Annotated in this window: 10 protein-coding genes; 2 read left to right on the top strand and 8 right to left on the bottom strand. The window is 71.3% G+C overall.

What is annotated here, in order from left to right; genetic code table 11:
* Window positions 1-123: 123 nt before the first annotated feature.
* Genes ACWD4A_RS33960 through ACWD4A_RS33970 form a run of 3 tightly spaced genes read right to left on the bottom strand, consistent with a single transcriptional unit; the run spans window position 124 to window position 2989 of the window.
* Entirely contained in the window at window positions 124-1305 is a 1182-nt protein-coding gene (locus ACWD4A_RS33960) for a dipeptidase (RefSeq protein ID WP_451200067.1), read from the bottom strand.
* Window positions 1306-1310: 5 nt separating this feature from the next.
* Window positions 1311-1841, bottom strand: coding sequence for a 5-(carboxyamino)imidazole ribonucleotide mutase (purE, locus tag ACWD4A_RS33965; protein WP_451200070.1), 531 nt, complete (start codon window positions 1839-1841; stop codon window positions 1311-1313).
* Window positions 1838-2989, bottom strand: coding sequence for a 5-(carboxyamino)imidazole ribonucleotide synthase (locus ACWD4A_RS33970; RefSeq protein WP_451200073.1), 1152 nt, complete (start codon window positions 2987-2989; stop codon window positions 1838-1840). Before ACWD4A_RS33970 ends, purE begins: the two co-directional genes overlap by 4 nt.
* A gap of 216 nt (window positions 2990-3205) precedes the next feature.
* Between ACWD4A_RS33970 and ACWD4A_RS33975 the strand changes: the two genes are divergently transcribed.
* Window positions 3206-3709 (top strand): GtrA family protein, encoded by a 504-nt coding sequence (locus ACWD4A_RS33975; RefSeq protein WP_451200076.1) that lies wholly within the window; start codon window positions 3206-3208, stop codon window positions 3707-3709.
* 161 nt (window positions 3710-3870) lie between these two features.
* Here the strand turns inward: ACWD4A_RS33975 and ACWD4A_RS33980 are convergent, their stop codons facing one another.
* Together ACWD4A_RS33980 and ACWD4A_RS33985 are read right to left on the bottom strand one after the other, a co-directional pair.
* On the bottom strand, window positions 3871-5133 hold the full coding sequence (locus tag ACWD4A_RS33980; protein ID WP_451200078.1) for an ATP-binding protein: 1263 nt from the start codon (window positions 5131-5133) through the stop codon (window positions 3871-3873).
* Window positions 5134-5192: 59 nt separating this feature from the next.
* Entirely contained in the window at window positions 5193-5873 is a 681-nt protein-coding gene (locus tag ACWD4A_RS33985; RefSeq protein WP_121800295.1) for a response regulator transcription factor, read from the bottom strand.
* A gap of 471 nt (window positions 5874-6344) precedes the next feature.
* Between ACWD4A_RS33985 and ACWD4A_RS33990 the strand changes: the two genes are divergently transcribed.
* Window positions 6345-7880, top strand: coding sequence for a peptide MFS transporter (locus ACWD4A_RS33990; protein WP_451200081.1), 1536 nt, complete (start codon window positions 6345-6347; stop codon window positions 7878-7880).
* Window positions 7881-7997: 117 nt separating this feature from the next.
* Here ACWD4A_RS33990 and ACWD4A_RS33995 read toward each other — a convergent pair whose 3' ends face one another.
* The 3 genes from ACWD4A_RS33995 to ACWD4A_RS34005 are packed head-to-tail and all read right to left on the bottom strand — an operon-like array spanning window position 7998 to window position 10625.
* Window positions 7998-8954: a neocarzinostatin apoprotein domain-containing protein gene (locus ACWD4A_RS33995; protein WP_451200084.1), complete on the bottom strand. Its 957-nt coding sequence runs from the start codon at window positions 8952-8954 to the stop codon at window positions 7998-8000.
* On the bottom strand, window positions 8951-9805 hold the full coding sequence (locus tag ACWD4A_RS34000) for a COG1470 family protein (protein WP_451200087.1): 855 nt from the start codon (window positions 9803-9805) through the stop codon (window positions 8951-8953). Before ACWD4A_RS34000 ends, ACWD4A_RS33995 begins: the two co-directional genes overlap by 4 nt.
* Complete coding sequence (locus ACWD4A_RS34005; protein WP_451200090.1) at window positions 9795-10625, bottom strand: LPXTG cell wall anchor domain-containing protein; 831 nt, start codon at window positions 10623-10625, stop codon at window positions 9795-9797. The genes ACWD4A_RS34000 and ACWD4A_RS34005 overlap by 11 nt, the downstream gene beginning before the upstream one ends.
* Window positions 10626-10841: the final 216 nt, after the last annotated feature.

Below are 10841 nucleotides of genomic sequence, written 5' to 3' on the forward strand. Positions count from 1 at the left end.
CAGCAACTCGCAGAACGACATCGGGAAGCTGGTGGCCAATATGCAGGTGTTCCAGGACACCGGGGGAAATTCAGCCCGTCCGGCGTTTGAGGACAACGCGGCGAAGCCGTGTTGCCGGGGTGGCTAGCCGTCCAGGGAGTGGAGTGTCGCGTTCGACGGGGGGCGGGTGGTGGCTGTCGCCACCGATTCCGCGGCTCTCAGGACGCGCACCGCGTTGCGCCACGTCAGCTTCGCGAGATCCGCGTCGGACCACCCGCGCCGGAGGAGTTCCGCGATCAGGTTCGGGTAGCCCGAGACGTCCCGCAGGCCCTCCGGGGTGAAGGCGGTGCCGTCGTAGTCGCCGCCGATGCCGATGTGGTCGACGCCGGCGACCTCGCGCATGTGGTCGAGGTGGTCCGCGACGGTCGTCACGTCCGCGAGCGGCCGCGGGTGGGCGGCTTCGTAGGCGTGGTGCACCTCCATCGCCTCGGGCGTGTGCGCGAGGGCGTCGAAGCCGTGGGCGCGCATGTTCGCCTCGGCGTCGCGGGTCCATTCGACGGCCGCGGGCAGGATGAACTTCGGGACGAAGGTGGCCATGGCCACGCCGCCGTTGGCGGACAGCGCCGCCAGGACGTCGTCCGGCACATTGCGCGGGTGGTCACAGACGGCGCGCGCCGAGGAGTGCGAGAAGAGCACCGGCGCCTCGCTGACCCGCAGGGCGTCCCGCATGGTGTCGGCGGAGACGTGCGAGAGGTCGACGAGCATGCCGACGCGGTTCATCTCGCGCACGACCTCCTCGCCGAAGCGGGTCAGTCCGCCGGCGACGGGCTCGTCGGTCGCCGAATCGGCCCACGGGACATTGGTGTTGTGGGTGAGCGTCAGATAGCGGACGCCGAGCCGGTGCAGGGCGCGCAGCGTGGCGAGGGAGTTGTTGATGCTGTGGCCGCCCTCGGCGCCCATCAGCGAGGCGATGCGGCCTTCCGCGCGCGCCGCCTCCATGTCGTCCGCGGTGTACGCGAGCCGCAGCTCCGCGGGGTAGCGGGCGGCCAGCTGCCGTACGACGTCGATCTGTTCGAGGGTGGCGCTGACGGCCTCGTCGCCGGTCAGGGTGGAGCGGACGTAGACGGACCAGAACTGCGCGCCGACGCCGCCGGCCCGCAGCCGGGGCAGGTCGGTGTGGAGGGCGGCGCTCTGGTCGGTGGCGAGGTCGCGGCGGTCGAGGTCGTAGCGGACCTGTTCGCGCAGCGCCCACGGCAGGTCGTTGTGGCCGTCGACGACGGGGTGCGCGGCGAGCAGTTCGCGGGCGCGGGCAAGGTGGTCGGGCACCGCGCTCACTTCCCGAAGCCGAATCCGTCGTTGCCCGCGGCCTTGCTGCGCAGCCGCCGGCCCTTCTCGGTCGCCTGCTCGTTGAGCTCGTCCTGGAAGCGGCGCATCCGGTCCCGGAGTTCGTCGTCGTGCGCGGCGAGCATCCGGACGGCGAGCAGCCCGGCGTTGCGGGCGCCCGCGACGGACACGGTGGCGACGGGGACCCCGGCGGGCATCTGCACGATGGACAGCAGGGAGTCCATGCCGTCGAGGTACTTCAGGGGGACGGGCACGCCGATCACCGGCAGCGGGGTGACGGAGGCCAGCATTCCGGGCAGGTGGGCCGCTCCCCCGGCGCCCGCGATGACCGCCTTGAGCCCGCGGTCCGCGGCCTGTTCCCCGTAGGTGATCATCTCGCGCGGCATCCGGTGCGCGGAGACGACGTCGACCTCGTAGGGGATGTCGAATTCGGCGAGGGCCTTGGCTGCGGCCTCCATGACGGGCCAGTCGGAATCGGAACCCATGACGATGCCGACCAGGGGGGAGCCGTGAGTCATTCGGTGATCGTTCCTCGCAGGTATCCGGCGGCATGGGCGGCGCGCTCGCGCACGTCGTCCAGGTCGTCGCCGTAGGTGTTGACGTGTCCGACCTTGCGGCCGGGCTTCACGTCCTTGCCGTACATATGGATCTTCAGGCCGGGGTCCCGCGCCATGCAATGGAGATAGGCCGAGTACATGTCGGGGTAGTCGCCGCCGAGGACGTTGGCCATGACCGTCCACTTGGCGCGCGGGCGCGGGTCGCCGAGCGGGAGGTCGAGCACGGCGCGCACGTGGTTGGCGAACTGCGAGGTGATCGCGCCGTCCTGGGTCCAGTGGCCGGAGTTGTGCGGGCGCATGGCCAGCTCGTTCACGAGGACGGCGGGGTTGCCGTCCGCGTCCCGGACCTCGAAGAGCTCGACGGCGAGGTGGCCGACGACCCCGAGCTCCTTGGCGATCTTGAGGGCGAGCTGCTGCGCGTGCGCGGAGAGCGCCTCGGGGAGGCCGGGCGCGGGGGCGATGACGGTGTCGCAGACGCCGTCGACCTGGACGGACTCGACGACGGGGTAGGAGACGGCCTGGCCGTGCGGGGAGCGGACGACATTGGCGGCGAGCTCACGGACGAAGTCGACCTTCTCCTCGGCGAGCACGGGCACTCCGGCACGGAAGGGTTCACCCGCCTCTTCTGCGGTGCGGACGATCCAAACCCCCTTTCCGTCATAACCTCCGCGCACCGTCTTCAGGACAACGGGGAATCCGGCGCCCTCGGCGGCGAACCGCTCGACGTCGGCCGGGTCCTCGACGATGCGGTGCCGGGGGCACAGCACCCCGATCGCGTCGAGCTTCGCCCGCATGACGCCCTTGTCCTGGGCGTGCACCAATGCGTCGGGCCCTGGGCGGACGGGAATTCCGTCGGCCTCCAGGGCCCGTAGGTGCTCGGTCGGAACGTGCTCGTGATCGAAGGTGATCACATCGCAGCCTTGTGCGAAAGCACGAAGGATCTCCAGGTCGCGATAGTCGCCGATGACGACTTCGCCGACCGCCTGGGCCGCCGAGTCCTGCGGGGTGTCACTGAGCAGCTTGAACTTGATGCCGAGGGGGATGCCCGCCTCGTGGGTCATACGGGCGAGCTGACCGCCACCGACCATGCCGACTACCGGGAACGTCACGCCCCCAGGGTATCCGTACGCGCGAACCACCCCTGACCCTAATTGGAGGATCGTCCAAGATGCCGAGGCGGATGTCGAGGTGGCGGCCGATGGCCGATATGGCCCGCGTTCGCCTCTCGTTCATCGACTCCGTCCATCGGCCGGCGGAGCCGCTGGATAGCATGAAAGCTGTCCCACGTCCCGTAAAGCCCCCATCAACGGAGCCTGACGATCTTTATGAGTCCACGGCACGCCATGCGTTCCCGGCTGGAGCGGCTGGCCCGCGAGATCGCGAAGTTCGGCGCGGTCGGGGCCATCGGGTTCGTGGTCAACCTCATCGTCTTCAACATCTGCTGGCACGGGCTGCACCTGGCCGTGGTGCGGTCGGGCGTGATCGCGACCGCCGTCGCCATCGCCGCGAACTACGTGGGCAACCGGTACTGGACGTACCGCGACTGCGACAACAGCCGACGGAGCCGGGAGCTGACGCTGTTCCTGCTCTTCAGCGGCGCCGGTCTCGTGATCGAGAACGGCATCCTGGCGATCTCCTACTACGGCCTGGGCTTCACGTCGTCCTTCGCCAACAACATCGCGAAGAACGTGGTGGGGCTGGGGATAGGGACGGTCTTCCGCTTCTGGTCGTACCGGACGTGGGTGTTCCGGGCACTGCCCGCGCGTGACGCGGTGGAGGCGGCGGAGTCGTTCCTGGCCGATTCGCCTCCGGCGCGGGCCGAGGCCTGAGCGCTCCGCCGGAAGTGCAGTCGTCCGGCCACGGGTCGTCGACGGCCGGTCGCGCCCACGCGGCGGAGCCGCAGCGCTTCCCGGCGCCCCTTACGGGGCGCGGTACCGCATCGCACTCCGGCAAGACCGCCCAGTGGCCCCCTCGTCGGACCGCCGCCGCGTCAGCGCGGCTCGTCGGCCGGGTCCGGGTGGTCGGACTCGCGGCCGAGGAAGAGGGCGAAGACCGGGGGGTTCGCCTGGAGGAGTTCGAGGCGGCCGCCGTCCGCCTCCGCGAGGTCACGGGCCACCGCGAGGCCCAGGCCCGTCGAGTTCCGCCCGCTGACCGTCCGCTCGAAGACGCGCGCCCCGAGGTCCGGCGGCACGCCGGGCCCCTCGTCGGTGACCTCCACGACGGCCTGGTTGCCGGTGACGCGGGTGCGCAGGGCGACGGTGCCGTCGCCGTGCATCAGCGAGTTCTCGATGAGCGTGGCGAGCACCTGGGAGACGGCGCCCGGTGTGCCGACGGCCCGCAGGCCCTGCTTGCCGGAGCGCACGATGGCGCGCCCCTCGCTGCGCGAGGCGGGCCGCCACTCCTCGATCTGCTGCTTGACGACCTCGTCCAGGTCGAAGGTGACCGCCGAGCTGGACTTGGGGTCACGGGAGTTGGTGAGCAGCCGCTGGACGACGTCGGTGAGCCGCTCCACCTGGGTGAGGGCGATCGTCGCCTCCTCCTTGACCGTGTCCGGGTCGTCGGTGAGCGTGATCTCCTCCAGCCGCATCGACAGTGCCGTCAGGGGCGTGCGCAGCTGGTGCGAGGCGTCCGCGGCGAGCCTGCGCTCGGCGGTGAGCATCCGGGCGATCCGCTCGGCGCTCGCGTCCAGGACGTCGGCGACGCGGTCCAGTTCGGGCACGCCGTAGCGGCGGTGCCGGGGCCGGGGGTCGCCGGAGCCGAGCCGCTCGGCCGTCTCGGCGAGGTCGGTGAGCGGCGCGGTGAGCCGGTTCGCCTGCCGTACGGCCAGGAAGACCGCGGCGACCACGGCCAGCAGGGCCACCGCGAGGATCACCAGCAGGGTGCGGCCGACCTCGCGGCTGACCGTGGAGCGGGACTCCTCGACCCGTACGACCTCGCCCTGCCCGCCGCGCTGGGTCGCGGAGATGATGCCGCCCTCGGGCCGGGTGCCGATCTCGATGACCGGACGGCCGGGGATCTCGATGCGGGCGTAGCGCTCGGGGGTGATCTGCTCGCGCAGGATCCCCGACTCCACCCGCTCGTTCCCGGCCAGCCGGCTCTCGACGATGCTCTCCAGGCGCACCGCCTCGGACTGCACGCTCTCCTGCGCGCTGCTCTCGATCGTGCGGGTCTCGACGATGACGAGCGAGATCCCGAACACGGCGATCACGACGAGCACGACGGCGAGCGTGGAATTGATCAGTCGGCGGCGCACGGTGCCCTCCGGGCAGGTGGAACGAAAGCAGCCCGGCAGGGGCCCTGGGGCGGCTCGGCTCAGCTCTTCTCGAAGCGGAATCCGACGCCGCGGACGGTGGCGATGTAACGCGGGTTGGCGGCGTCGTCCCCGAGCTTCTTGCGGAGCCACGAGATGTGCATGTCGAGGGTCTTGGTGGAGGACCACCAGGTGGTGTCCCAGACCTCGCGCATCAGCTGGTCACGGGTGACGACCCGGCCGGCGTCCCGCACCAGCACCCGGAGCAGGTCGAACTCCTTCGCGGTGAGCTGGAGTTCCTCGTCGCCCATCCAGGCGCGGTGCGACTCGACGTCGATCCGTACGCCGTGGGTCGCGGGCGGCTGCTGGTGGGACTCGACGGCGCCGCGGCGCAGCAGGGCCCGGACGCGGGCCAGCAGCTCGGCGAGCCGGAAGGGCTTGGTGACGTAGTCGTCGGCGCCGGCGTCCAGGCCGACCACGGTGTCCACCTCGTCGGCGCGGGCGGTGAGGACCAGCACGGGGAAGCCATGGCCTTCGGTGCGCAGCCGACGACAGACCTCCAGGCCGTCCATGCCGGGCAGCCCGAGGTCGAGGACGAGCAGGTCCACCCCTCCCTTGAGGCCGGCGTCGAGCGCCGTGGGACCGTCTTCGCGCACCTCCACCTCATAGCCCTCTCGGCGCAGGGCGCGCGCGAGCGGCTCCGAGATGGATGCGTCATCCTCGGCGAGCAGTACTCGGGTCATGGACTGATGGTAGTCCGCTCGGGCGCACGTCAGAGGTGCACTCAGAGCTACCGAGGGCAACACTTCTCCAACACCAAACTCACCTTCGAACGTATGCGGATGGTTCCAGCTCCGCCTGTGATCCATATCTCAACTCCTTCCTTTTCCGGGCGGGGTGTGACGTATGGTGACCAGACGTCTGTAGCACTACCGGGGGACCTTCGACACGACGACAACCGCGCCGAAGGTCTCTGTTGTGCACGGGGCTGCCCCGGGTAGCTCTGAAAAACAGTGAATGACCTGTCGGCCGGGTCCGCCGCGCGAAGATGCGCGGGGGCGTGGATCCCGGCGTACGGCTGTCCTGCCGGCTCCTCGGAAGAGGGGCCGAACCCCTAGGGCGTGGGGGCGGGCAGTGCAGTAGCCGGTGCCGGCCAACCCCCACCCGGGCGCGCACGTGCTCCACCACGCGCGTCCCGAGACACAAGGATCACCATGGCGTCCAGCCTGACGAAGGGCGCTTCCTCGCAGGAGACATCTCCTGCCGCAGGCAGCGAAAAGACCTTCCTCGGCCACCCCCGCGGCCTGGCCATTCTCTTCATGACCGAGATGTGGGAGAGGTTCTCCTACTACGGCATGCGGGCCCTGCTCGTCGTCTATCTGATCGCCGGCGGCCCGGACGCCAAGCCCGGCAGCCAGGGCGGCGGTCTGGCGATGCCGCAGGCCACCTCGGTGGCCATCTACTCGGTCTACGTGGCGATGGTCTACCTGCTCGCCATGCCGGGCGGCTGGTTCGGCGACCGCGTCTGGGGCCCCCGCAAGACGGTGGCCATCGCGGCGAGCGTCATCGTGGCGGGCCACGGAGTCCTGGCCCTCCCCGGCAAGCCGACCTTCTTCGCCGGCCTCGCGCTGGTGGCGATCGGCTCGGGTCTGCTGAAGGCCAACATCTCCACGATGGTCGGCCACCTCTACAAGGGTCCGCAGGACCCGCGCCGTGACGGTGGCTTCACCCTCTTCTACATCGGCATCAACATCGGCGCCTTCGCCGCCCCGTTGGTCATCGGCACCGTCGGCCAGAAGGTCAGCTGGCACCTGGGCTTCGCCATCGCCGCCGTCGGCATGGCCCTCGGCCTGCTGTTCTTCCTGCTGGGCACCCGCAACCTGGACCCGAAGAGCAGCCAGGTCCCGACGCCGCTGACGGTCGCCGAGCGCAACATGTGGCTCAAGAAGGGCCTGATCTGGCTCGCCGTCGCCGCCGTCTTCTACGGCATCGTGATCGGCACCGGCGTCTTCACGATCAACTGGGCCCTGGTCCCGATCGCGCTGCTCGGCCTGTTCATCCCGATCTTCGTCCTGGCGCGCATCAAGCGCGACAAGGAGCTGTCGGACACCGAGCAGACCAAGGTCAGCGGCTACATCTGGTTCTTCGTCGCCGCCGCCGTGTTCTGGATGATCTTCGACCAGGCCGGTTCGACGATGTCGACCTTCGCCGAGAAGAAGACCGCGGACAGCGTCTTCGGCTTCAACTTCCCGTCCACCTGGTTCCAGTCGGTCAACTCCACGTGGGTCGTGCTCCTGGCGCCGGTCTTCGCCGCGATGTGGCTGGCGCTCGCCCGCCGCAAGAGCGAGCCCAGCACCACGGTGAAGTTCGCCGCGGCGATGGTCTTCGCCGGTCTGTCGTTCGTCCTCTTCGCGCTCCCGATGTCGATGGCCTCGGACGGTACGAAGGTCAACCCGGCGTGGCTGATCGGGATCTACGGTCTCCAGACCGTGGGCGAGCTGTGCCTGTCCCCGGTGGGTCTGTCGCTGACCACGAAGATGGCGCCGCAGAAGTACGCCAGCCAGATGATGGGTGTCTGGTTCCTCGCGGTCACCGCGGGCGACTGCACCATGACCCTGCTGATCACGGCGGGTGCGAACCTCGACAGCACCGGCGTGATCCTCGGCGAGGCGGTCGTCGCCCTGCTGGCGGGTGCGGCGATCTGGCTGAACCGCAAGAAGATCGTGGCCCTGATGGGTGATGTCCGCTGATGCGACTGCATCGGTAACGGTCAGTTACACGGAGTGCCCTCGGTGCGCATATCGCACCGAGGGCACTCCGTTTTCCCGGGGGCGCTTTGTTCTACGGCCCAACCGGAACCCACGCCTTCACGCCGGGTCCCCCGCTCCGGCCTCCGGGTCGGCGTGCGGACCGGCCTCCCGGCCAGCGTGCGGGGTGGCCTCCGGGGCGGCAGCGGCCGGTGGTGGGTGCAGGTGGTCGATCGTTGTCATTCCCAGGCGGAAGACTCCCACCGACACCACCACGCCCAGCAGTACCCAGAAGAGCGTCACCCCCCACGGCCGCCCCACCTGCCACGGCTCCTCCACCAGCACCTTGTCGCCGTACTCCAGCGAGACCAGGTAGTCGCCGTGTGCCCCGGCCGACAGTTCCACGTCCAGGGCGAGGCGGGCCCGGCCCCCGGCCGCGATCGTCCCCCGCCACGGCTGTTTCTCCCATGAGGGGGCCAGCACGCCCTGCGAGGTGCCGACCCGGAAGACGGGATCGCGCGCCGGGCCGGAGCCCAGGTTGCCGACGGTCACGACGAGACGGCGGCGGGGCGGCGCCCCGAACCACGTGAGCACCCCGCTCGAACCCTCCAGCCGCGCCCCGAGCACACCGAGCCGCTCGGCGCCGTCCTGCGACGGCAGTGGTGCGACCGGGTGCCCGGCCACGGAGAAGGCGGTGTCGACGGCCGCCAGATCGCCCGTGGCCGTCGCCACGTGCACCACACAGGGGCACGGCTTGGGCGGCTCGGCGACCGGGAGTTCCGCGCTGAAGGCGCCGTCGCCGCCGGTGGTCGCGGTGCGGCCGTCGGCGTTGGCGCACGCGTTCGTGCCGCCGATCATGTTCTGGCCGCAGATGAGCAGGGTGAGCAGGGTCCGGGGCGCCCACCCGGTGCCGCTCACGGTGACACTGCCGCCCTTGCCCGCCTCCGCCCGGTCGAGCCGCAGGGCGGGCCCCTCGGCGCCCGCCGCCCGCCAGGCCGGGAGCAGGACGAACAGCAGGGCCAGCAGCAGGACCGGCAGGGCCCCGGTCCCGGCGGCGCGGGCGGCCGGGCGGTTCACGCCGCCGCTCCCGCGCGGGCGCGCCGGAGGCGGCGTACGACCAGGGCCACCGCGCCCGCGAGGAGCAGCGCGCCCCCGCCCAGGACGGGCAGCACCCACACGAGGGGCGTGTACGAGCGGGACGCGGTCGCGCGGACGGCGCCGGGCGCCGTGGCCGTGACGTGGACGCGCACGGAGTCCAGGCGGGGCGCGTCCGGCCACCGCTCGGCCAGCCGTACGCTCCGGCCCGGCGGCAGCGCCGCGGGGACGTCCCCGGCCGTACGGCGCAGGACCGTGCCGAAGAGGCCGTCCGCGCGGATGGTCAGGTGCGGGGAGAGCGCGGTGTTGCCGCGGTTGACCAGTGCGTACCGGATGACGGCGCCGCCGCCCGCCCTGCTGACCCGGAGGTGTTCGACGGCGAGCGCCGGGAGCGCTGGCGGGCCGGTGACCCGCAGGGTCAGCCGTACGCGCGTCCGCCGCCCCTCCCCGCTGACCACGAGGGCCCCGGAGTGGTCACCCGGCTCGGCGCCGCTCGGCACCGTCACGGTGAACGGGACGTCCGCGCGGGTGCGGGGCGGCACCCGTACCTGCCGCGCGGCGAGGGCGATCCACGGCCCGTCCCCCCGTACGTCGAGCGAGCGCGGCCGGTCCCCGGGGTTGAGCACGGCCACCTTGTCCTCGAACACGGTCCCCGGCCCGCCCTCCAGGTAGAACCCGGACCGCTCCCCCGCCCGCGGGGCGTCCTTTCCCGCGGGGGCGGGCACGGCGGTCCACGGCGACTCCTCCGCCGCGGCGGGTGTCCACCCGGCCGCGAGCAGGACCAGCATCAGCACCAGAACGGCGCGGACCGCGGGCCACCGCCTAGCGGGCATCCGCACGGCGACGCCGGGTCAGCCACAGGGTGCCCGCGACGCCTGCCAGGAGCACCGTCCCGCCTAGCGTGCCGAGTGCCACCGCCGAGTCCGACGGCCCGGTCTGCGGCAGCTGCCCGCCACCCGTAGAGCTGGAACCGGAACCTCCGGTCGTACCCGTCGAGCCACCGGAGTTGGACCCTCCGGTCGATGCCCCGCTCGTCGAACCGCCCGTCGAACCGCTCGTCGACGAGCCCGTCGAGCCACTCGTCGAGCCGCCCGTGGACCCCGCGGACGACCCGCCGGTCGAGTCGCCCGGGGCCTTCACGTCAAGGCTCAGGGACGGCTTGGGGTTGTTGGACGGTGTGCACGTCGTCGTGGTGCCCAGCGCCAGGATCGTCAGCGTGGAGGCCGTGAAGGTGACCGTGCCGCTCTTCTTCGGTGTGTAGGTACCCGACAAGTCACTGATCTTGATGGGGGTGTTGGCCGGTATCTCCTCGGTGTTGGCGGGGCCCGTGACGTCCACCGTGCCGCTGTCCACGCCGCCCAGTTTGATCACCGCGCTCGGCGTCATCGCGCCCTTGCCGAGCGGGACCGGGCTGGAGGAGACGCCCTTCTCGAAGGACATGGTGAGCTTGTACGAGTCGCCGCTCGCGACCCCCTTGATGTCGATGGGCGACACCGCGCTCCTGTCGCCGATGGGGGTCTTGCACTGGTAGTTCACGTCGACCGTGTCCGCGTGCGCGGCCGGTGCGGCCAGCAGGACCGTCCCCCCGGCCACGGCCGCGGCGAGCGCGAGCGCGCCCGTACGGCGGGTGGGACGGCGTTGGATGTGGGACACCGCGGGTTCCCCTCTCGTCCGGTGCCGTAGCCGGAATTCTCTGACGACACATCAGATCGGGCGCCGACGGTACGCCAGGTCCTTCCAGGAGGGAAGCCATAGAACGTACCGCCGTTGCCGCCTGCGGCGGGAGCGGCCTGCGGCCGCGTCCTCAAACGCCGGACGGGCTGAATGTGCGGACCGTGGCCTTGAGACTGCGGGCCGCGAAATTCAGCC

Source organism: Streptomyces sp. NPDC002537 (assembly GCF_053594975.1).

Excerpts from the sequence above, each read along its gene's own strand:
- ACWD4A_RS33990 (WP_451200081.1), top strand. The coding sequence starts at position 6,345 with ATGGCGTCCAGCCTGACGAAGGGCGCTTCCTCGCAGGAGACATCTCCT.
- ACWD4A_RS33975 (WP_451200076.1), top strand. The coding sequence starts at position 3,206 with ATGAGTCCACGGCACGCCATGCGTTCCCGGCTGGAGCGGCTGGCCCGC.
- purE (WP_451200070.1), bottom strand. The coding sequence starts at position 1,841 with ATGACTCACGGCTCCCCCCTGGTCGGCATCGTCATGGGTTCCGATTCC.
- ACWD4A_RS33985 (WP_121800295.1), bottom strand. The coding sequence starts at position 5,873 with ATGACCCGAGTACTGCTCGCCGAGGATGACGCATCCATCTCGGAGCCG.
- ACWD4A_RS34000 (WP_451200087.1), bottom strand. The coding sequence starts at position 9,805 with ATGCCCGCTAGGCGGTGGCCCGCGGTCCGCGCCGTTCTGGTGCTGATG.